Source organism: Flavobacterium psychrophilum DSM 3660 = ATCC 49418, assembly GCF_002217405.1.
GTDB lineage: Bacteria > Bacteroidota > Bacteroidia > Flavobacteriales > Flavobacteriaceae > Flavobacterium > Flavobacterium psychrophilum.
Window position 1 is genome coordinate 222,786 of the sequence record NZ_MUHE01000005.1, and the last position, 22,124, is coordinate 244,909.

The 22,124-nt window shown below is 33.1% G+C and carries 24 protein-coding genes and 1 tRNA gene; 7 read left to right on the forward strand and 18 right to left on the reverse strand.

Annotated features, from left to right (window positions below; genetic code table 11):
* Positions 1–315: 315 nt before the first annotated feature.
* The 3 genes from B0A57_RS01570 to B0A57_RS01580 form a co-directional block, all read right to left on the reverse strand.
* Positions 316–1,344 (reverse strand): M28 family metallopeptidase, encoded by a 1,029-nt coding sequence (locus B0A57_RS01570; protein WP_011962811.1) that lies wholly within the window; start codon positions 1,342–1,344, stop codon positions 316–318.
* 62 nt (positions 1,345–1,406) lie between these two features.
* Entirely contained in the window at positions 1,407–2,450 is a 1,044-nt protein-coding gene (locus B0A57_RS01575; protein ID WP_011962812.1) for an RluA family pseudouridine synthase, read from the reverse strand.
* Positions 2,450–3,064, reverse strand: a complete 615-nt coding sequence (locus B0A57_RS01580; RefSeq protein ID WP_034097911.1) for a PASTA domain-containing protein — start codon at positions 3,062–3,064, stop codon at positions 2,450–2,452. Before B0A57_RS01580 ends, B0A57_RS01575 begins: the two co-directional genes overlap by 1 nt.
* Before the next feature lie 92 nt (positions 3,065–3,156).
* On the opposite strand from B0A57_RS01580, the gene B0A57_RS01585 reads away from it, so the two are divergent.
* Together B0A57_RS01585 and coaD are read left to right on the forward strand one after the other, a co-directional pair.
* Positions 3,157–4,143, forward strand: a complete 987-nt coding sequence (locus B0A57_RS01585; RefSeq protein WP_034097912.1) for a D-alanine--D-alanine ligase — start codon at positions 3,157–3,159, stop codon at positions 4,141–4,143.
* A 71-nt stretch (positions 4,144–4,214) separates the two neighbouring features.
* The gene (gene coaD / locus B0A57_RS01590; protein ID WP_011962815.1) at positions 4,215–4,670 is read left to right on the forward strand and encodes a pantetheine-phosphate adenylyltransferase; all 456 of its coding nucleotides are present in this window, start codon (positions 4,215–4,217) and stop codon (positions 4,668–4,670) included.
* 132 nt (positions 4,671–4,802) lie between these two features.
* Here coaD and B0A57_RS01595 read toward each other — a convergent pair.
* Together B0A57_RS01595 and bshB1 are read right to left on the reverse strand one after the other, a co-directional pair.
* Positions 4,803–4,876 (reverse strand) — tRNA-His (locus B0A57_RS01595).
* 75 nt (positions 4,877–4,951) lie between these two features.
* Complete coding sequence (bshB1, locus tag B0A57_RS01600) at positions 4,952–5,668, reverse strand: bacillithiol biosynthesis deacetylase BshB1 (protein ID WP_011962816.1); 717 nt, start codon at positions 5,666–5,668, stop codon at positions 4,952–4,954.
* Between the two features lie 239 nt (positions 5,669–5,907).
* On the opposite strand from bshB1, the gene B0A57_RS01610 reads away from it, so the two are divergent.
* Entirely contained in the window at positions 5,908–6,357 is a 450-nt protein-coding gene (locus B0A57_RS01610) for a hypothetical protein (protein ID WP_034097917.1), read from the forward strand.
* Positions 6,358–6,427: 70 nt separating this feature from the next.
* Here the strand turns inward: B0A57_RS01610 and B0A57_RS01615 are convergent, their stop codons facing one another.
* The gene (locus B0A57_RS01615) at positions 6,428–7,489 is read right to left on the reverse strand and encodes a chorismate-binding protein (RefSeq protein ID WP_034097919.1); all 1,062 of its coding nucleotides are present in this window, start codon (positions 7,487–7,489) and stop codon (positions 6,428–6,430) included.
* A gap of 7 nt (positions 7,490–7,496) precedes the next feature.
* Positions 7,497–7,925 carry a PaaI family thioesterase gene (locus B0A57_RS01620; RefSeq protein WP_011962819.1) on the reverse strand — a complete coding sequence of 143 codons (429 nt, stop codon included), beginning with the start codon at positions 7,923–7,925 and terminating at the stop codon, positions 7,497–7,499.
* Positions 7,926–8,178: 253 nt separating this feature from the next.
* On the opposite strand from B0A57_RS01620, the gene B0A57_RS01625 reads away from it, so the two are divergent.
* The gene (locus tag B0A57_RS01625; protein WP_011962820.1) at positions 8,179–9,720 is read left to right on the forward strand and encodes a hypothetical protein; all 1,542 of its coding nucleotides are present in this window, start codon (positions 8,179–8,181) and stop codon (positions 9,718–9,720) included.
* Between the two features lie 52 nt (positions 9,721–9,772).
* Here B0A57_RS01625 and B0A57_RS01630 read toward each other — a convergent pair whose 3' ends face one another.
* Both B0A57_RS01630 and B0A57_RS01635 read right to left on the reverse strand, forming a co-directional pair.
* Positions 9,773–11,119, reverse strand: coding sequence for a DEAD/DEAH box helicase (locus B0A57_RS01630; protein WP_011962821.1), 1,347 nt, complete (start codon positions 11,117–11,119; stop codon positions 9,773–9,775).
* 175 nt (positions 11,120–11,294) lie between these two features.
* Positions 11,295–11,900: an NUDIX hydrolase gene (locus B0A57_RS01635; RefSeq protein ID WP_034097944.1), complete on the reverse strand. Its 606-nt coding sequence runs from the start codon at positions 11,898–11,900 to the stop codon at positions 11,295–11,297.
* Positions 11,901–11,907: 7 nt separating this feature from the next.
* On the opposite strand from B0A57_RS01635, the gene pyrE reads away from it, so the two are divergent.
* Positions 11,908–12,555, forward strand: coding sequence for an orotate phosphoribosyltransferase (gene pyrE, locus B0A57_RS01640; protein ID WP_011962823.1), 648 nt, complete (start codon positions 11,908–11,910; stop codon positions 12,553–12,555).
* 69 nt (positions 12,556–12,624) lie between these two features.
* A complete protein-coding gene (locus B0A57_RS01645; protein ID WP_011962824.1) occupies positions 12,625–13,017 on the forward strand; it encodes a hypothetical protein in 393 nt (130 codons plus the stop codon).
* Between the two features lie 59 nt (positions 13,018–13,076).
* On the opposite strand, the gene B0A57_RS01650 is transcribed toward B0A57_RS01645, so the two are convergent.
* From B0A57_RS01650 to B0A57_RS01690, 9 genes are all read right to left on the reverse strand, one after another.
* Positions 13,077–13,295 carry a putative signal transducing protein gene (locus tag B0A57_RS01650; protein ID WP_011962825.1) on the reverse strand — a complete coding sequence of 73 codons (219 nt, stop codon included), beginning with the start codon at positions 13,293–13,295 and terminating at the stop codon, positions 13,077–13,079.
* A gap of 42 nt (positions 13,296–13,337) precedes the next feature.
* A complete protein-coding gene (locus B0A57_RS01655) occupies positions 13,338–13,991 on the reverse strand; it encodes a DEAD/DEAH box helicase (protein ID WP_011962826.1) in 654 nt (217 codons plus the stop codon).
* A 77-nt stretch (positions 13,992–14,068) separates the two neighbouring features.
* Positions 14,069–15,232, reverse strand: coding sequence for a sigma-54-dependent transcriptional regulator (locus B0A57_RS01660; protein ID WP_011962827.1), 1,164 nt, complete (start codon positions 15,230–15,232; stop codon positions 14,069–14,071).
* A gap of 197 nt (positions 15,233–15,429) precedes the next feature.
* Positions 15,430–16,734, reverse strand: a complete 1,305-nt coding sequence (locus tag B0A57_RS01665) for an ABC transporter permease (protein ID WP_034097921.1) — start codon at positions 16,732–16,734, stop codon at positions 15,430–15,432.
* Between the two features lie 81 nt (positions 16,735–16,815).
* Positions 16,816–17,736 carry an ABC transporter ATP-binding protein gene (locus B0A57_RS01670; protein WP_034097923.1) on the reverse strand — a complete coding sequence of 307 codons (921 nt, stop codon included), beginning with the start codon at positions 17,734–17,736 and terminating at the stop codon, positions 16,816–16,818.
* A 163-nt stretch (positions 17,737–17,899) separates the two neighbouring features.
* The gene (gene dnaJ, locus B0A57_RS01675; protein WP_011962830.1) at positions 17,900–19,024 is read right to left on the reverse strand and encodes a molecular chaperone DnaJ; all 1,125 of its coding nucleotides are present in this window, start codon (positions 19,022–19,024) and stop codon (positions 17,900–17,902) included.
* A gap of 58 nt (positions 19,025–19,082) precedes the next feature.
* Positions 19,083–19,655, reverse strand: coding sequence for a nucleotide exchange factor GrpE (locus B0A57_RS01680; protein WP_034097926.1), 573 nt, complete (start codon positions 19,653–19,655; stop codon positions 19,083–19,085).
* A 196-nt stretch (positions 19,656–19,851) separates the two neighbouring features.
* The gene (locus B0A57_RS01685; RefSeq protein ID WP_011962832.1) at positions 19,852–20,760 is read right to left on the reverse strand and encodes a TIGR01777 family oxidoreductase; all 909 of its coding nucleotides are present in this window, start codon (positions 20,758–20,760) and stop codon (positions 19,852–19,854) included.
* A gap of 83 nt (positions 20,761–20,843) precedes the next feature.
* Entirely contained in the window at positions 20,844–21,296 is a 453-nt protein-coding gene (locus B0A57_RS01690; protein WP_011962833.1) for a DUF4442 domain-containing protein, read from the reverse strand.
* Positions 21,297–21,486: 190 nt separating this feature from the next.
* On the opposite strand from B0A57_RS01690, the gene B0A57_RS01695 reads away from it, so the two are divergent.
* Positions 21,487–21,951, forward strand: a complete 465-nt coding sequence (locus B0A57_RS01695) for a DUF4870 domain-containing protein (RefSeq protein WP_034097927.1) — start codon at positions 21,487–21,489, stop codon at positions 21,949–21,951.
* Positions 21,952–22,124: the final 173 nt, after the last annotated feature.

Genomic DNA, 22,124 nt, shown 5'->3' on the forward strand with positions numbered 1-22,124 from the left:
AAACTTTAAATGGTATTAGTTTTATTTTACCTATGATATTGCCGCTTTTAGAGCTCTATATATAGGCTTTTTGACAATTTTAGCCAGGTATAACCAACGATGGTTTAGGCTAGATTATTGAAATTTAAATGATTAAATATTTTTTTTGAGGTGTGTTAATTATAAAATTATATTGCTAGATTTTAACTTTTTAGTTGCTATTATAAGATACTGTTTCTTGCGTGAGTGGTAGTAGCGGTAGCCCACAGCCTGACGAAGGAAGTGCGAGGACTACAAGCGAATAACACGACCCTTGTGGTCACGCCCTAAAAAAAATTAATTACCTGGTTTATCTACTTTTGGTCTTTGCTTTTGGTTTGCTAGCTGCCAAGCGATGCTAAATGCTAGTTGTGTTCTTTTTGCTAGGGCATCAAATTCTATTTTGTTTATTTCGTCTGATGCTTGGTGATAGTCTGCGTGAACGCCATTGAACAAAAATACCGATGGTATGTTGTTTTTTGCAAAGTTATAATGGTCTGATCGATAGTAGTAACGGTTTGGGTCGTTGCGGTCGTTAAACTTGTAATCTAAAGTGATGTTTGTATATTTTTTGTTGGCTTGTTCGCAAACTTTATACAAATTGGTCGAGAGATAATCTGAACCTATAAGGTAAATGTAATTGTTTGATTTTTTGTGAAAATCATCACGGCGTCCTACCATGTCTATATTAATATTGGCAATGGTATTGGCTATTGGAAACAAAGGGTTTTCTGTATAATAACGAGAGCCGTGCAGACCGTGTTCTTCGCCAGTTACATGGAGAAAAAGGATAGAACGTTTTGGGCCGTGACCTTCGTTTTTTGCTTGTTGAAAAGCTTGTGCAATTTCTAATAAGGCTACTGTTCCTGAGCCATCATCGTCGGCACCGTTATAAATTTCTCCGTTTTTTATTCCTATGTGGTCATAATGTGCTGAAATTACGAGGATTTCGTTGGGTTTTTCGGAGCCTTCTATATATGCCCAAATATTTTCTGAATCTGGTAATTTTTCGCCAAAATCTTTATTCATAAAGGATGCTGGAACTTTCTGGTAAAAATTTTCGGCTCCTTTTGGAAAAGAGATTCCGTTACTTTTATAAGTGTCTATTAAATAATTCCCTGCTTCTTTCTGGCCTTTTGATCCTGTGTTTCGTCCTTCCATTTTGTCTGAGGCAACAATGGTAAGGTGTGTTTTTAGATCTTGGGTGGTAATTGTTTTTATATATTTTGTAGCATCAGTTACAACTTCATTTTTTCTTGCTTTTTGAGCTGAACAACTTGTTATTGTGATTAATACGAGTACTAAGAATGGGTTTTTATATTTCATATAGTATTTGTTTATTTATGAAAATAATCTGATAAACTTATTTTTTTTAGTATTTACAAAATTTAATCTTCTTCGTTTAATGTATTTGTGTTGGAATAGGTTCGCCATTTCTGGATACATTCCTGCATATCTGAAGGCAAATTGGTATCAAAGCGCATCATTTCTTTTGTGGTAGGGTGTTCGAATCCTAATGTTTTAGCATGCAATGCTTGGCGTGGTAATATTTTGAAACAATTGTCTATAAATTGTTTGTATTTTGTAAAGGTTGTTCCTTTTAGTATTAGGTGTCCTCCGTAACGCTCGTCATTAAATAATGGATGCCCAATATGTTTTAAATGTGCCCGTATTTGGTGCGTTCTACCTGTTTCAAGCTTACAGGAAATAACCGTAATATAGCCAAAACGCTCTAATACTTTATAATGAGTAATGGCTGGTTTTCCAATTTCTGGATCGGCAAAAACTGCCATTTGCATACGATCTTTTAGGTGTCTGGCCAGATTACCTTCAATGGTTCCTTCGTCTTTTTGCACATTTCCCCAAACGATGGCAATATACTCTCTTTCGGAAGTTTTGTTTTCAAATTGTTTTGCCAAGTGAGTCATTGCTTGTTCTGTTTTTGCTATGACTAAAAGTCCTGTGGTATCTTTATCAATCCTATGTACTAATCCTGGGCGTTCGCTGCTGTTTAGTGGTAAATTCTGAAAATGAAAAGCCAAGGCATTTACTAATGTTCCTGTATAATTTCCGTGACCTGGATGCACAACTAATCCTGCGGGTTTGTTTATGAGCAACAAAGCATCGTCTTCATAAACGATGTCTAGCGGGATATCTTCTGGATCTACTCTGTTTTCGAATGGTGGATGCGATAACATAATTGTAACCACATCGAACGGTTTTACTTTATAATTAGATTTTACAGGAATATTGTTTACAAAAATATTGCCTGACGTTGCTGCTTGTTGTATTTTGTTTCTGGTTGCATTTTCTAATAAATGCATCAAATATTTGTCTATTCTTAGTATCGATTGTCCTTTTGTGGCAACAAACTTATGGTGTTCAAATAATTCTTGATCTAGTTCACTGTCGGTCGTTATATTTTCGTTCATTATTTTGTTAAATCATTTTTAATACTATCATTTTCAGAACCGTTTAGTTCTTCTTCTTCAAAACCTATTTTTCCGTCACCAAGAACTAAATCTACTTTAGTCATTTTTAGTACTTGTTGTCCTGCTTTTATAGGGTGTCCGTTCATTTTCATTTCTAATATCATATCTTTTGCAAGATTAGGCACATAGGTTGTATCTCCTACTTCAAGCCCTAATGCGGCAAGTGTTGGCACGGCTTGACGATACGTTTTCTGAATTAAATCTGGAATGCGTACTTTCGAATACCCTGTTGAGTTTATTTTTAAGTAAATAACTCTGTTTTGTTTTACTTTTTCTCCCGGATTAGGGTCTTGTTGCACTATTGAAAGTTTAGGAAAATCCGCATTATAATCTACTGTATCTAGTAATTCGTAATCTAAATCTAGTTCGTCTAGTTTAGATTCTGCTTGTTCTAATGTTAATTTACTTAAATTAGGCACAACAATTTCCTGACCATGATTTGTGGTAAAACCTATCCAAACGATAAACAAATATAGGGTTGTGCACACAATAGTAATAGCAATAAGTACTTGCTTAATAAAGGTAAAACTGAATAAAAATTTCTTGAAACTCATAAAAATGTATTTTGACAAAGATAATAAAATAGTAAAGTGTTTTCATTCGAAAAAAAATGATAATTTTGTTAAGTAATTTAATTTTTTTTTAGATGAATGTAGCAGTGGTTATGGGTGGTTATTCTGACGAAAGTGTAATCTCGTTAAGAAGTGGTCAGTTAATTTTAAATAATTTAGATAAATCGAAGTATAACATCTTCGAAGTTCATATACTTCTAAAAGATTGGTCGGTAGTTATTGAGGGTGAAAAATACCCAATTAATAAAGCAGATTTTTCTTTTACAAAAAATGGTATTATAACAAAGTTTGATGTTGCCATAAATACCGTTCATGGTACACCAGGCGAAGACGGACATTTGCAATCCTATTGGGAGCTAATAGACATTCCTTATACGGGTTGTAATTTTTACCAATCCGCATTAACATTTAACAAACGTGATACTTTATCGGTTTTAACCAAATTTAATATCCCAAAAGCAAAATCTATTTATTTGCGAAAAGGTGATGTTATTGATGGAAATGAAATAAAAAAAGCACTTGGATTGCCTTTTTTTGTAAAACCAAACCAATCAGGTAGTAGTTTAGGGGTTTCTAAAGTTGATGCTTTAGATCAATTAGAAAAAGCACTAGAATTTGCTTTTGCAGAAGACAACGAAATCCTGATAGAATCGTATCTTAACGGAACAGAAGTTTCGGTTGGCGTTTTAAATTATAAAGGCCAAACCAAGGTTTTAGGTATTACCGAAATACTTTCGCAGAATGATTTCTTCGACTATGAAGCAAAATATTTAGGAAAATCGGAAGAAATTACACCAGCAAGAATTTCGAAAGAAGAAGAAATATTGGTTGCCGAATCTGCCAAAAAAATATACAATTCGCTAGGAATGTCAGGTTTTTCTAGAACCGATTTTATTATTATGAATGGCATACCGCACTTTATCGAAATAAATACCAATCCCGGACTATCGCCACAAAGCATATTTCCGCAACAAGCAATGTTTGCAAAGATGGATATGCCCCAAATGTTAGATAATGAAATAACATTGGCTTTGAGTAGAAAACCAATTTGGAAGAAATAAAATAGTTGTAGGGTATAAATGATACTTTTTTTAGACCTATAATTTATACCCTACAACCTACAACAAAAGAAATGAGAAAAGCCATATTCCCAGGTTCGTTCGATCCTTTAACTCTAGGACACTCAGACATCATTAAAAGAAGTATTCCTCTTTTTGATGAGATTATTATTGCCATTGGTGTAAATGCTGAAAAAAAATATATGTTTTCGCTCGAAGATCGCAAACGTTTTATCAAAGAAACTTTTAAAGACGAACCCTCAGTTTCTGTAATTAGTTACGAAGGATTAACTATCGATTTGTGTAAAAAACTAGGAGCAGATTTTATACTTCGAGGGCTTCGCAATCCTGCCGATTTCGAATTCGAAAAAGCCATCGCTCATACCAACAGAAGATTATCTAAAATAGAAACTATTTTTCTGCTAACAGCAGCAAGCACTTCGTTTATAAGTTCGAGTATTGTTCGCGACGTAATTAGAAATGGTGGTGATTATAGTGTTTTGGTTCCTGAAGCAGTCAGAGTAAAATAATATTTATACCTGATTTTTGTCAATCCACAGGTTTTCGACTTGATCCGTATTCATCTCAAAAAAAGAATTATTTTAAAGAAATTACGGCATAAAAAAAGCTTCGAATTACTTCGAAGCTTTTGCGTTATTTAGGGTGGATGACCGGTTTCGAACCGGCGACCTCCGGCACCACAAACCAGCGCTCTAACCAGCTGAGCTACAACCACCATTTGTTTAACGAGTGCAAAGATAATACAAATTTCTTGTTTTGCAAGTTAAAAATAAAAAAAAAACAAAAAAAATTATAACAAATCTCCTAAGTTATTGATAGCCAAATATCTTTCGGTAGTAAAACCTTCGCCATATTGAGTGTTTATAATCCTTCCTAAGTCCTGAGCACGATATTTTACACTATCTAGAAAATTTTTAGAGGTAATAGGCGATTCTGGCTCATTCGATTTTGGATTGTAAAACTGCGAATCGTATGCCATAATAGCTTGCATCTTAATATCTATAAAGCCAGAAACATCGACTACAAAATCAGGCTCTATATTTTTCCATTGTATATAATGATATACAACCTTTGGTCTCCAAGCTTCTTGTATATTGCCATCTATATTGGTTTCTATTTTAGACAATCCTGACAAAAAACAAGCGTCAGAAACTAATTTGCTTCCTTTACCATGATCTATATGACGATCATCAATAGCATTACAAAGCACAATTTGGGGTTTATACTTTCTAATCATTTTAATAACTTCTAGTTGGTGTTTCTCGTTGTTTTTAAAAAAACCATCTCTAAAACCAAGGTTTTCTCTCACGGAGACTTTAAGGATTTTTGCAGCCTTTGCAGCTTCTGTATCTCTAATTTCTGCAGAGCCTCGAGTTCCTAACTCACCACGTGTTAAATCTATGATTCCTACAGATTTTCCAAGCGAAATTTCTTTAGCAATCGTAGCGCCACAACCCAATTCGATATCGTCTGGATGAGCGCCAAAAGCAAGTATGTCTAGTTTCATTTTTTTTAGGTTAATTAAAAAATAGTCTGATGTATTTCTTTTGTTAGCAATTTATAAAAAAAATAGATTGATACATTAAGAATCGCAAAGAAAGTTTACCGTTAATAGATAGTTTTGGGCTAAATATTTTTTTTCGTAATTTAAAATTTAAGTTTGAATAGTTTATTTCGTAATATTTTTTGATTACGTTTGTTAAAATTTTTATTAAAAAAATAATAACCCAAAAACCCAAACAGATCATGAAAAAAATTATTGCAATTGCATTTTTATTAATCAACTACTTAGGATTCAGTCAGATAAGAGTTATAGAAACAGTGCCTATTGAAAAAATAGGAAGAATAGGAGATAACGGAAATAATAATATTTATATTCAAAAAGAAGGGAATGAATATACTGTTTCTTTTAAGAATATTGAGGATGTAGATAATGGTATTGTTAAATTTAATTTTAAAGATTTAGCGGGCGATTTCGAAACCTTATATACTATTATTTCTAATGGTTATAACGCTTCCCCGGTATCAGATATTAAACTAGATTTGCCTAACGATATTATTTGGTTGCACTACACAAAAAGCTTACAAAAACTGGTTACTATGCAGTTTATGAGTAAAAATAAAGTAACTACGGCTACTGGAATTTCAGATTCGATGACTAAAGCAGATATTAATAGTTTGTTCGGAAAAAAATAATTCTTGATTATTTAGATTTTAAAAAAGGCATAATAATTTCGACTTCTACTGAAATTGTTATGCTTTTTTTTTATAAAACTTTTGTCATTGTTTTCGATTTGTTTACTGTTTCTGTAAATTCGTTTTCGGCAATACTATCTTTTGTAATGCCACAACCAATGTATATATTTGCAAGATTATCTTCGATATTCATACATCTTAAATTAACAAATAAATCGGATTTTTTGTTTTTAAGAGTTTCAAAATCAATATTTAATTCGCCAAGAAAACCGGTGTAATAAGTCCTGTCATAGGCTTCATTGTTTATTATAAATTGCATGGCTCGGTCTTTAGGTAAGCCACAAACGGCTGGGGTTGGGTGTAGATTTTTAATAATATTGCTAAAGTTATTTTGGGTATTAATTATTGCTTCAATATCTGTTTTAAGATGTACAACACTTCCGGCTCTAAATGTATATGGTTCTGAAAATAAAATTTGAGTGCTATGTTTTTTTAGATTATCTAAAATAAAATCGGTTACAAACTGTTGTTCTTGTTTTTCTTTTTCTTCCCAAATATATTTTTCTTTTTCGCAATAAGGTTGCGTTCCTGCAAAAGAAACTGTTTTAATTGTGTTTTGATACGATTGCAAAAATTGTTCTGGTGTGGCACCCATCCAAAAGCCAATTTTGGGGTGGTAAAAGCAATATTTGAATGTGTTTTGGTAATTAAAAAGGAACTTATTAAATACGTTTTGGAAATCAAAAACATTAATTTTTAATGTTTCTTTTCTGGATAATACTACTTTGTCAAATTGCTTGTTTTGTATTGCATTTATTCCTTTTTTAACTAAATTTTCGAAAGTTATTTTTGCATTGGCATTAATATTTATATTAATTTTATTTTCAGTACAATGATCTATTTTGGTTATTGTTTCTATATAAATATCTGATTCGTTTTTTGGTATTAAATATTTTTTTTTTCCATCAAAAGAAACAAAAGCAAAGCCTATTTCTTCAAAATTTTCTATTTCAAATAGATTGTCATTTTTTTGAAAAACACCAACTAATTTATTAGAATTGGGTTTGCAATATATAACGAAAGGTATTTTTTTGCTGAGAAAATCTTTTCCTTTATTAAAAATAATATTCATTATGGTTTTAAATTTTTCGCTTTGGTAAAACCATATTCGTCAATTTGCAAAGAGAAATTAATTTATCATTTTCATCGGTAATTTTTATTTCCCAAAGATGAATACTTCTTCCTTTGTGTACTATTCTTGCTGTTCCTGTAACTATTCCTTCTCTTTTTGCTCTAAGATGATTGGCTGATATTTCGATGCCTCTTATTTCGCTTAATTCGGGATTTACAAATAGCATCGATGCGGCACTTCCTACACTTTCTGCAAGGGCAACACTAGCGCCGCCATGTAATAATCCCATGGGTTGATGAACGCCAGAATTTACAGGCATTGTGGCTACCAGGAAATCTTCTCCAGCATTTGTAAATTCAATTTTAAGGGTTTCCATCAATGTATTTTTGCACATGGTGTTGCACATGGCGAGTATTTTATCTTTGTCGAAAGTCATAATGTTTGTTTTTGTGTTTCAAATTTACAAAAAAAATAAGATTATTTATTAGGGATGTTGGTATTCGTACTAAAATATTTTAGCCAAGATTTGCAGATTTAGAGAATAAAAAAGAGCATTTAATTGCACTAATTTATAAACTATACTAAAATTAGTTTTTTTTTAAAATAATTCACGAAAATCTTCGGTGAAATAAAAAACATTTTCGTTCGTTAGTACATTTTTACTATTTTTATAAAAAATTAAATTACCAATGCGTTATTCGATCCTATTTATACTTGCTTTAGTTATTTGTATCACTTCATGCCGAAAGGATTTTGAGACTGTTCCCAGTTCAGGAAAATTAGAGTTTTCTAAAACTACCGTATATTTAGATACTGTTTTTGCAAATATTGGGTCAAGTACTTATATGCTAAAAGTTTATAACAGGAGTAACAATGATATTACCATTCCGAGTATTGCTTTAGGAAAAGGAAATGCCTCAAAATATAGACTGATGGTTGATGGTATGAGGGGAACAAACGGAAAAATATTCCCGAATGTTCAACTTTTGGCCCACGATAGTTTATTTGTTTTTATAGAAACCACGGTCGATATAGCTGCTGCAAATCCCGCAGATATGCTTTATACCGACGAAATTTTGTTTGATGCGGGGGCTTTACAACAAAAAGTAAATTTAGTTACACTCATACAAGATGCTGTTTTTTTGTTTCCTGACAGGACTATAAACGAGCAATTGCAATTAGATAATAACGATCCTAATAGTTATACTTATGGGTTCGAATTGACTGGAACTAAATTGCATTTTACCAAAGCAAAACCTTATGTAATATACGGTTATGCTGGAGTAGATTCAGGCAAAAAATTAATTATAGACAAAGGTGCTCGAATACATTTTCATGACAAATCAGGAATTTTTGTAAAAAGAGGTGGCAGTATTCAGGTAAACGGTTTGCCTTCGCCTACAGCAACGCCACTGGTTAATGAAGTTATTTTTGAAGGGGATAGGCTAGAGCCTTCTTTTGCTGAAACACCAGGGCAATGGGGAATTATTTATCTTGCTGAAGGTAGTACGAACAATGTGTTTAATCACGTTACTATAAAAAATTCGACCGTAGGAATTTTTATAGATAGGCAAGATGCCACAGCAGTTCAAATATCGAACACACAAATTTATAACAGCTCTAATTATGGTATTATAGCTAGAAAGGGAAAAATAAATGGGGATAATATTGTAATAAATAATGCAGGAAAATCTAGTCTTGCTTGCATATTAGGAGGAACTTATAATTTTGTACATTGTACTTTTGCTGATTATTGGCAAGGTACTTCTAGGCAAAGTCCTACGGTTTATTTAGACAATGCTTACACAGAAAACGGAAAAATTGTTAGCGTTTCTCTTCAATTGCAGGCTAATTTTACAAATTGTATTATTTATGGTCCAAATAATATAGAAATGGGAATAAATAAAGTAGATACTCCTGGTTTAAACTTCATGACCAATATAACAAATTGTTTGATTAAGTTTAATGATACTAACAATCAGTTTAGTGACAACCCTTTATATACAAATCTATTTGCGCCGTCTAATAACAATTTGAGGAGTAATAGCACAACAACTTTTGATCCTAAATTTAAAAATGTGGCTAAAAATAATTTACGAATTGGGTTGGCATCTGCTGCAAAAGGAAGAGCAAATTCAAATGCTCCGTATTATATAACTTTAGATGCCGATGGTAATTCTAGAACTTTTCCTACTTCAGATATTGGTGCTTATGAACATGCTTCGAATTAGATAGCAGTTTGCAGATCTAGATAAAAAACATTCTTAATCTAAAATCTGCTATCTAATCCTCTTCTTTTTTAAGTACCTTCCTCGCTACTTCAATTTTAAACTTTTTGCCTTTCATTTTTTCGTCACGAATATTGTTTAGCAAATCTTTTACTTTTTTAGATTTTACGGCGGCAAACGAAATAAAATCTTTCACTTCGATTAATCCTAAATCACCTTTTTCGAGTTTTCCTTTTTGAGAAAAGAAACCTACAATGTCTATTTTATTCAGTTTTGTTTTCTTTCCGCCAGAAATATAAATCGTCTGAAATTCTGGTGCTTTGGGTAATGAAGTCGAATTTTCTACCTCTAAAACTGGCATTTTATAATCTATATATTCTAGTTTTTTTTCACTTTCGTGAATAACAAGATAAGCTGTTCCAGTTGCTAACATTCTAGCGGTTCGACCGTTTCGGTGTGTAAATTCGTCTTCTTTAGAGGGCAAATGATAATGAATTACGTGTTTCATTTCTGGAATATCCAATCCACGAGCGGCTAAATCGGTAGTAATTAAATAACTTACACTTCCGTTTCTAAACTGGATTAAGGCTCGTTCACGTTCGTCCTGATCCATTCCGCCATGATAATATGTGGCATAAATTCCTTTTTCGTTTAGTGTATCGCTAATTCTTTCGGCAGCATCACGATGGTTGCAAAAAATAATAGCCGATTCCGATTTTAATGAGCATATTAAATTAAACAAACTTCCAATCTTATCCTTGTCTTTAGAAACCACCAGTTGAAACAACAAATTTGTTTTTTCTTCTTCCGAAGGGATAAAGTCTAAAACCGTAGGATTGATAACTCTGGTGTATTTCGGGATTTCAATATCAGAAGTAGCAGAAACCAAAACACGTTTGTTTAGCTTTGGTAATCTATTAATGATAAATGACATTTGCTCATGAAAACCCAATTGTAGGGATTTGTCAAACTCATCTAAAATTAACGTTTGAATGGCATCTACACTAAAAGTTCCTCTGTCTATATGATCGGCTATTCTGCCTGGCGTTCCTATAAGAACTGCGGGCGGATTACTTAAATTTTTTATTTCGGTATCTATAGAATGCCCGCCATAACACACATTTACTTTATATGAAGTGCCCATTTTTTTCCAAACTTGTTCAATTTGCAGGGCCAATTCTCGTGATGGAACTAAAATTAAACATTGTACTGAAGTTATATTTTCTTGCAACATTTCGAAAATTGGCAATAAAAAAGCCAATGTTTTACCGGAACCTGTTGGCGATAGTAATAAAACATTATTGTCGTTCAAAATAGCATCTTGAGCAACTTCTTGCATTTCGTTTAGACTTTCGATGCCTAAATTAAGCAATATATTATTGGAATGGGGGTTGTTATTCATTTTGCAAAGATAACTTTTCAATTACGAATTACGAATTAAAAATCATGAATTGCGTTTTTTTTTAAATGTTTGTACAACTGTGTTTTAATTTATCAAATCGATACCATCAGCGTTGGGTTATTATTAATTCGATAAAACTATTTTGCAGCGATTAACCAAAAAAAACATTGTAATTTTAATTCGTAATTAATTTTTCTTCTTCAAATAATAACTTAATATTTTCGTACGAATTTTTTAAAGCTTCTTTTATTTCATCAGGATTAAGCCAAGCAACTTTTTCGATTCCTTCATCGATTTGCCCCGTTGGTGTTCCTTCAAAATTAGTTTTCATTTCGTACCAATGCGTAATTTTTAGTTTATAACGGCCGTTGCGTTTAAAAACATGGTAGGTTTTTTGCAATTTTCCTGTAATTGTAAGACCAGTAACGCCAGTTTCTTCTTCTACTTCGCGAATAGCAGTGTCTTCTATGAGTTCTCCTTTTTCGATTCCGCCTTTTGGTAAATCCCATTTTCCATTTCTGAAAATAAAAAGTACGGCACCATTTTTGTTATAAACCAATCCGCCACCAGCTTTATGAACAGGGATTTTGGCCTTTAGGGTTTTCATAATTTCTTTTTCGTCAGGGTGATACAGGTAAGCTTGCTGTAGTTTGTTCTGGAAGAAATTAACAATAATCTGATTGATATCTGCGCTTTCTAACAAGAAAAATTTAAAATCAGTTTCTTTTTTGATTTCATTTGTTAGAAAAAGTGGCTTGTCGTTCACAAAAACTTTATACATTTGTACTATGATTTTTAATAAAGATACTGCTAGCAAAACTGCTGAATTGCTTTTACAAATAAATGCAATTAAATTGAATTCTGAAAATCCTTTTACATGGGCTTCAGGATGGAAATCTCCTATTTATTGTGATAATAGGGTAATTCTCTCATTTCCAGCGATAAGGAATTATATTCGCGACGAATTTTCTAAAAATATCGAAAAACAATTTGGAAAACCAGATGTTATTGCAGGTGTTGCCACAGGCGCAATAGGCATTGGTATATTAGTTGCCGAGAGTTTAGGACTTCCCTTTGTGTATGTGCGTCCCGAAGCAAAAAAACACGGACGACTAAATCAGGTGGAAGGTTTTTTGCAAAAAGGTCAGAATGTCATTGTCGTTGAAGACTTAATTAGTACAGGAAATAGTAGTTTGCTTGCTGTAGAAGCTTTGCGTAACGAAGGTGCTAATGTAAAAGGTATGGCCGCCGTTTTTTCTTACGGATTTCAAGTTGCTACTGATAATTTTGCTAATGCTAAGGTCGATTTATTTACCTTAAGTAATTACGAAAGCTTATTAGAACTGGCTGTTGCCAAAGAATATATTACAAAGAAAGAACAAAATTTACTTCAAGAATGGCGAAAAAATCCGTCTGAATGGAATGTTGTTATATAACTCATAAATATTAAAAATTTAAAGAGTTGTAAAAATATAAGAATATCTACTAATCTAACAATATAATATATGAATTTAGAAAGCCAAAAAGTTACTGTACAGAAAAGCTCAGAATATATTTTTAATGAATTATGTCAAGTTAAAAATTTTGAAAAATTAATGCCTGACAATATTGCAAAATTTGAAGTATTAGACGAAAATGCTTTTATTTTTGGGTTAAAAGGTATGCCAGAAATAAAGCTTAAAATGAAAGAGAAAAAGGCTAATTCTCAAATTATTTTAGGGGCAGCAAGCGATAAATTACCCTTTACACTAACTGCAAATATTACCGAAATTTCTTCAGATTCGACTGAAGTACAATTGCTTTTTGATGGTGATTTTAATGCAATGATGGCCATGATGATAAAAGGACCAATAAGCAAGTTTATTGAAACTTTGACTGAAAATATGCACAAGTTGTAATTATTAAAGGGTTTAGAAAGACAAAAAAAAACTTCTGATAATTTCAGAAGTTTTTTTGTTTATATGCTCATTCTAAATTCTTCAATCACTGGATTTGCTTTTCCAAAATCTATTTCTTGTATAAAAACTTCTACCGCTTGGTCGGCAGTACCAAAACCTGCTAGTTTAGCTGATTGAATGTTGTTTTTTACAATTGTATTTACACCAACGGCTTCAATTTTTGCTTGTAAAGCTTGTGCTAAAATTTCGCTTCCCGAAAATATTTTCATCAATCCCATTATGAATATTGTTTTTGTTGTTTAAAGTTTAAAAATCGATTCTTATTGTTGTTCAATATTTTCTTCTTCTTCATTATTTTCTTGGTCTTCCATTTCAAAAAACAAAGGTTCGATCATTATTTTGTCTGCTAGAGATTCTACTCTTTCGGTTAGATCGGTTGTAAAAAAAAGGCGTTGTGTTTTATCGATACTGTTTGATAATCTGTCTACTACAGCATCCATTCTGTTTCTAAAAAGAATATCGCAATCATCTACTACAAACATTTTTACGGTGCTAATGTTAAAACCTGCCGATGAGAACATCGCGTTTATCCTGTTTGGTGTTCCTATAAGTACATCAAGTCCCATTGAAATTACATTTTTGTCGTAATCTACATCACCCTTTTCGTGTACACCAAAAACACTTAAATCGTGGTATTTTCCGTATTTTAGGAACATGTTTTCCATTTCTAAAACACGCTCTTTGTTTTCGACGATGATTAATGCTCTTGTACTTTCTCCGAAGGATTTTTCCATTCGTTGAATTACATTTAGTATTATTGTTGTTGATTTTCCAGCGCCTTTTGGGGCTGCAATAACTGCATCGGCACCACTTTTTATAGTGCTAAATGTTTCTTTTTGCAACTCATTGGCTTGGGTTAGACCGTTTTCTATAAGTGCTTGTTGTAGATTTTCGTTTATTTTTTTTAGTTTCATTTTTTATTGTTGTAGGTTTTGGGTTTTGGGTTGTAGCTTTGTTTAGGAGTTTACAACTCATATTGCCAACAAGATTTTTATTTACTTGCAAATAGTTTTACATCGTCTTCAGAAATTTGGTTTCCTCCAAGGATTATTAGGCGTTCTACTACGTTTCTTAATTCTCGAATGTTTCCGGTCCAGTCGTATTCTTGTAATAATTTTATGGCTTGTTTTGAGAAGGTTTTTGCTATATTTCCTTCTTCTGATGTTATTTTGTCTTTAAAATATTCTATTAATAACGGAATGTCATCACGGCGATCATTTAGTGCTGGTACTTTTATTAAAATTACGGCTAAACGGTGGTATAAATCTTCTCGAAAACGGCCTTGGGCAATTTCTAGTTTTAAATCTTTGTTGGTTGCTGCGATGATACGAACATTTACTTTGATGTCTTTGTCTGCTCCAACTCTTTGTATTAGGTTTTCTTGTAGGGCACGTAGTACTTTGGCTTGTGCTGAAAGGCTCATGTCTCCTATTTCGTCTAGGAATATTGTCCCACCATCTGCGGCTTCGAATTTTCCTGCACGGTCTTTTATGGCTGATGTGAATGCGCCTTTTACGTGTCCGAATAGTTCGCTTTCTATGAGTTCTGATGGTATTGCTGCGCAGTTTACTTCGATTATTGGGAAATTGGCTCTTTCGCTTTTTTCGTGTAATTGGTGTGCTACGAGTTCTTTTCCTGTTCCGTTTGGTCCTGTAATTAAGACGCGAGCTTCGGTTAGGGCTACTTTTTCAATCATGTCTTTGATTTGATTGATGGGTTGGCTTTCGCCTATGATTTCGTATTTTTTGGAAATTTTCTTTTTTAAGATTTTGTTTTCTATGACTAACTTTTTTTTGTCTAAAGCGTTGCGTACGGTGTTTAGCAAACGGTTTAAATCTGGTGGTTTCGAAATATAATCGTAGGCGCCCAATCGCATTGTGTTTACGGCTGTTTCTAGGTCTGCGTGACCGGAAATCATGACCATTTGTATTTCGGGTTTTATTTTTTTTGCGGCTTCTAGTACTTCGACACCGTCCATTTTTGGCATTTTGATGTCGCAAAGGACTAAATCGTAGTCTTCATTTTTTATTTTTTCGAGTCCTTGTAGTCCGTCTTCGGCTTGGCTGACGATGTAGGTGTCGCTTTCTTCTGATAGTATTTTGGTTAGTACACGTCGGATTGCTGGTTCGTCTTCGATGATTAGGATTTTTGGCATCTGTTTGTTGGGTTATTTGTTGGTTTTGTTATTGGTTTGATTGGAAATTTGTTTGCAAAAGTACGAAAATTTTTCTCTTTAGCCCTGATGGAAGTGGAAATCCTCGCCATTTTTCTTGGCGAGATTGTAACGTACAGCAGGTATATGATTTGCTGAAAATGCCCGTGTGATTGGCTTCTAATTGATGTATATATATATTAGTATTTTAGCCATTTGTATAGTTCTTTCCAGGTTGGTTTTTTGCCATACATTAGGATACCTACTCTGTATATTTTTGAGGCAAACCAGACTACGCCTAGGAATGTTGTGAATAGTAGGGTAATTGATAGGGCTAGTTGCCACCATGGTACGCCAAAGGGAATTCGCATGAGCATGACGATTGGGGAGGTGAGGGGAATCATAGAGAAGATGGTGGCTACGGTTCCGTGTGGGTCATTGACTACTGTAAAAAAACCGATATAAACAGCTAACATTAAGGGGGTTATGATTGGGAGTAGGAATTGTTGTGAGTCTGTTTCGGAATCGACTGCGGCTCCGATGGCTGCGTAGAATGAGCTGTATAGGAAATAGCCTCCTATGAAATAGATTATGAAGCAGGTGAGTAATGTTGCTAATGGTAGGTTGAATATTTCTTTGATGTAGCTTTGTATTGTTGTTCCTAGTTCGTGCTGAACGGCGTTTATCATAGCGGGATCGACGCTGGCTTGTGCTCCTGTTTGTATGCCAAAGAAGGTTGAAACGCCAAATAATAGAATGGCGCCTACGATTGCCCAAATGGCAAATTGTAGTATGCCTGCTAATGAGTTTCCTATGATTTTTCCCATCATTAATTGGTATGGTTTTACTGATGAGATGATGATTTCGATGATTCGAGATGTTTTTTCTTCGATTACGCTTCGCATGACGAAATTTCCGTAGATGATGATGAACATCATGATTAGGTAGCCAAATGCGCCCCCTATTGCTATTTTTATTTCGTTGATGCCTTTTATGGTGTTTTCTCCTGAGAATTTAGTTAGGTGTATGTTAGCGTTTACTTTTGCTTTTTCGATTTTGGTATAATCGAAGCCTAGTGTGGTGAGGTTGTTTTTTGTTAATTTATTATCGATTGTTTTTTCGGTTTCTATGATAAATTTCATACTTGGACTGTCGTCTGAAATATATTCGACTTTCGTGGCTAATTCTTGAATATTGGTTACTTTGGGAACAAAAATAAGTCCTTCGTAGTTTTTGTTTGCGGTGTTTTTTGCTAGTTGTAATGGCATTCTGGACAGATCGACATATGTGGTTTCTTTGGTGTTCTTGAAATTGGATATTAAAACTCCGGATTCGTCATGAATAGCAATTTTTGTGACTTCGTCTTTATTCATATTGGCTAGATAGCCTACAAAAAATGACAATCCTACGATTAGTAACGGACTTAAGAAGGTCATTATGATAAATGATTTATTGCGAACTTTTGCAATAAATTCTCTTTTTATGATAAGTGATAATACAGACATTTTTTTGGGTTTTTAGGCTTCTTAGTTTTTTTTTTTTTTTCAATATTTAAAGGGGTGAATATTGAATGGCTAATTTTATAATTAGTTGCTTACTGTTTGAATAAATATATCGTTTACGCTTGGAATGTTTTCTGCAAAATGTGTTACTTGCCCATGATTTGTAAGTATTTGTAATAGTTCGTTTGATGTTGAATTTCCTAAATCTATCTCTAGTTTTAAGTCATCATTTAGCGATTTAAAATTTGTTTGGGTTACTGCAAATTTTTGGGTTAAATCATACATTAGTCTTTCTGTATTGTTGGTCATGATGCCTATTTGGAAGGTGTTTTTTCGGTATTGGCGTTTTACATCTTCTAGTTTTCCTTCAATAAGTTTGTTAGATTTGTGTATTAAGGCGATATCATCGCATAATTCTTCGACACTTTCCATGCGATGTGTAGAGAAAATAATGGTAGATCCTTTTTTCTTTAATTCTAAGATTTCGTCTTTTATTAAATTGGCATTCACAGGATCGAAACCTGAAAAAGGTTCGTCAAAAATTAATAATTTGGGTTGGTGCAAAACGGTGACTACAAACTGTACTTTTTGTGCCATTCCTTTAGATAGTTCTTGTATTTTTTTGTTCCACCAACCTTCAATTTCGAATTTTTCGAACCAGTATTTGAGTTGTTTTTGTGCTTCTGCTTTAGATAATCCTTTTAGTTGTGCTAGGTACAAGCATTGTTCGCCTACTTTCATCGTTTTATACAAGCCACGTTCCTCTGGCATATAGCCTATATGTTGCACGTGGTGTGGTGCAAGTTTTTGGCCATCTAGAATTATCTCGCCACTATCTGGCATTGTAATTTGGTTGATGATACGAATTAAAGAGGTTTTGCCAGCACCATTTGGGCCTAAAAGCCCGTAAATACTACCTTTAGGAACTTGTAATGAAACACTATTTAGGGCGGTATAATTGCCGTATTGTTTGATTACATTTTTAACTTCAAGAATATTACTCATTAGTATAAAGTTGATTTGTTTTGTCTGTTCAGTCTTTTTGACCTCGCATGTGTAAATGTAAAGAATTAGTAGAAAAGTGTAGCTATTTGTTACAAAAAACCCACCTTAATTTGCACTAAGATGGGAAAAAAAATAAAACGGATGTAAAATCCGTTTTATAAATTTAGGAGAACATGTCTTTTACTTTTTCAAAGAATGATTTTTCTGATTTTTCTGGACTTGGAATAAAATTTTCGTTTGAAAGATTATTTTCAAAAAATTGTCTTTGTTCTTTGTTTAATGTTTTTGGTGTCCAAACATTTACATGTACTAGTAAGTCTCCGTTTCCGTAACTGTTTACACTTGGAATTCCTTTTCCTTTTAGTCGAAGGATTTTTCCTGATTGTATTCCTTCTTCTAATTTGATGCGTACTTTTCCGTTTACGGCTTCAATGTCTTTAGATACTCCTAAAACGGCTTCGGCAAAACTAATATACAAATCGTAATGTAAATTTTCGCCTTCACGTTTTAAGAATTCGTGTTCTATTTCTTCGATGGCAACAATAAGATCTCCTGGTATTCCGTTTCCTGGTGCATCGTTTCCTTTGTTAGAAACTTTTAGTTGCATTCCATCTACAACACCTGCGGGGATTTTTATAGAAACTGTTTCGTCTTCTAATATCATTCCTTGTGCATCTGCATTGGCTGGTTTTTTGTCTAACATTTGACCAGAACCGCCGCAAGTTGGACAGGTTGAAGCTGATTGCATACGACCCAAGATAGTATTGGTAACACGCATTACTTGACCTTGACCGTTACAGGTAGAGCAGGTTTTGTACGAAACGCCTTGTGCTTGTGTTTTTCGTTTTACTTTAACTTTTTTCTCGATACCGTTGGCAATTTCTTCTAGCGTTAATTTGACTTTTATTCTCAAATTACTTCCTTTAGTGCGACGCTGACCACCGCCACCGCCACCAAATCCGCCGAAGCCACCACCACCACCGAAAATATCTCCAAATTGACTGAAAATATCGTCCATGTTCATGCCACCTCCGTGAAATCCTCCGCCTGCGCCACCATTGCCACCTTCGAAGGCTTGGTGTCCGAAACGGTCATATTGTGCTTTTTTCTGAGCGTCACTTAACACTTCGTATGCTTCTGCTGCTTCTTTAAATTTTTCTTCGGCAGCAGCATCACCAGGGTTTTTGTCAGGATGAAACTCGATTGCTTTTTTGCGATAAGCTTTTTTTATTTCGGCTTCGTTTGCACTTTTTGTAACGCCTAATATTTCGTAAAAATCTTTTTTCATTTTTAAAATAAGGATTAAGGATTTTCTAATTAAATTTTAATTAGAAGATCTTAATATTTTAGTTTCCGATTACTACTTTAGGAAAACGGATTATTTTCTCGCCTAATTTGTAACCTTTTTCGATTACATCGACTACTTTGCCTTTTAGTTTGTCGCCAGCTGGAATTTGTGTAATTGCTTCGGCAAAATCTGCATCGAAAGCGTCGCCTGTTTTTATTTCTACAATTTCTAGCCCTTTAGAGAATAAAGTGTCTTTTAGTTTTGAGTGAATAAGTTCGACACCTTTTATTAGGTTTTCGTCATCTGATTTAGAAATTTCGACAATAGCTCTGTCAAAATCGTCCATAACTGGCAACATGGCTTGTAAAACTTCTTGATTGGCAGTTTTAAATAACTCTATTCTTTCTTTTGTAGTACGTCTTTTGTAGTTTTCGAATTCGGCAAAAAGGCGTAAAAATTTGTCTTTTTCGTTTGCTAAATCTTTAGTTAATTGTTCTTCAACACTTAATTCTTCTATGATTAATTGCTCACCATTAGCATTTTCGCTTAATGTTATTTCATCTAATTCTTTATCAATTTCAGTATTCTCGGTAGTCATCTTTGATTTATTTTTAAATATATTTTGAAACATTCTTTACCCATTGCAAAATTGCTGCCAATTATAAAACAATGTCAAATTGTCATTAAAAACTTTAATATAATTTTAAGAATATTATGATAATAATTGTTTAGATTTGAAAATAATAATTAGAAATTGCACAATACCTTTTTATATACGATTATTAATTCACCATACTAGAAAAGCGTTTGTTGCGACAAACGCTTTTTTATTTTTTTAGCAGTTGCTTAAGAGCTGATTGTATTGATTTGTATTGAAATTCGAAACCAGTTTGTTCTATTTTTTTGGCATTTACATTTTGGCTTTCGAAAAGCAAAGTGTGCATTTCTCCTAATGCTAATTTGATAATAAATCGAGGAATGTTGGGCATAAAAAAGGGTTTGTCTAAAATTTGTGCTGCGGTATAATTTAGTTCGTAATTTGTAACTGGGTTTGGTGCGACTGCATTATAAATGCCTTGAAGATTGTTTTGTAGGGCAAATAAAAACATGTTTGCTAAATCGTGTATGTGTATCCAGGATTGCATTTGTTTTCCCGAGCCAATAGCGGAGCCAACCCCTAGTTTTATTGGTTTTAATATTTCTGGAAGTGCGCCGCCTTTTGTAGATAGTACTAGGCCAGTTCGAAGTTTACAAACATTAATGTTTAATCTTTCGATTTGATTAACGGATTCTTCCCATTTTATAACTACATTAGATAGGAATGTATTTTCGAATTTTGTAAAATTCTCAGTATAATAATTATTTAGGCTATCTGGATAAATTCCTATTGCTGATGCTGATATGAATTGTTTTACTTGATGCGGATTATTTTTTAGCGCGTTATATAGTAAGTTTGCTGATAATACTCTGCTTTCAATTATTTCTTGTTTGTATTTTGGTGTCCAGCGTTTTGCAATGCTTGCGCCTGCTAGATGTATGATTGTTGTTACATCTATTAGAGAATTTTCGTCGATAACTCCAGATTCTGGACTCCAATAAAACCCATTATAATTGGGTTGGTGTGTTATTTTTTGTTTGTTTGTTGTGAGATAGTTAATTTTTATGCCGTTTTGTAGTAGCAATTCGGTGAGCACTGTTCCTATAAGGCCAGTTGCGCCAGTAATAAGGACTTTCATTATAGTTTTTTTGTTTAAAATTAATAAATGATTGTCTTAAATATTAATTAATTGTATAGAATTTAACTATTGTTGAAAGTATTTTATTTTAGTCGAATACTCCATTCGAAATCCATTTCGGAAACTTGCTCTCCTTTTTCGTTAGTGCCTATAGATTTCATCCAGAAGGTTTGACCTTCGCCAGTTTCGATGGTTTTTTTTACTGCCTCTTCTATTAGATGTCCGTCGTTGCAAATAAATGTTATTCTTCCTGTTGCTTTTTTGGTGAAATTTCCTTTGTTATTGGCTACTAGCATAGAAATTTTTTGTTTGCTTTTTTGAATATGTAGCATCACCATTGCGCCTGTTGTAAGTTCGGCAGCCATGGCTTGTACAGCAAAATACATAGATTTGAATGGGTTTTGGTTTGCCCAACGATGTTTTACTGTTACCACGCATTGTGTTTGGGTGATGCTTTTTGCTCTTACGCCAGACCAAAAAGCTGCTGGTAATTTGAAAAATAAAAACTTATTTAAATTTGATGCTGAAAACTCCATAACACTATATTTTTCGCTAATGTACAAAAAAATACTATGTACGCATAATATTTGTATATGTTAAATATATGTTAATATTTAGTACTTTGTAATACATAATAGCTTTTTTAAACTGTATCTTTGTATAGGAAATTAATAGCTAAAAGAAAGTACTGTTGTTTTCGTTGTTAAATAAAAAAAAATAAAAATTATGGAAGCAGTTTTAGTATCGGCCAAAGAAAAAAATTACGGTACATTTATTCATTTAAGTGTTTTAACTAAATATTTTATTCCTTTTGGGAATTATGTTTTACCTATTGTGTTGTGGGCAAGTAGAAAGGATTCGTCTAAATTTACAGATTATAATGGCAAGCAAGTGATTAATTTTCAGTTAAGTATGTTGTTGTATTCGGTTATTTTATTAGTTGTTTCGATTCCTATTTTATTGTTTTCGATATTTAATACGGTTAGTTTTAATGATTTTGATAAGGGTAATTTTATCTTCGAAAAACTATGTGCGGGAAATGTTTCTAGTATTGTTATTGTTGCTTTGGTTGCTATTGGATTGTTTTGTTTTATGAAAATTGCCGAATTTTTTCTAATCATTTACGGTGCTATAAAAACCAATGAAGGCGAATATTTTAAATATCCGTTGGTTATTAATTTTTTTAAATAAAATTATACCCGATAAGGTATATAAGTTGAAATAATTTGGGGGTTTGTGTAAGAATTATAATGCTTTTATTTGCTGTAATGCCCTAGCCCAGATTGCAGTGGAAATCCTTTTTGTTTTTTTCTTTAAAAAACAAAAAGATTGTAACGAAAAGCTGGAAATAGCTCCTAAAAAAA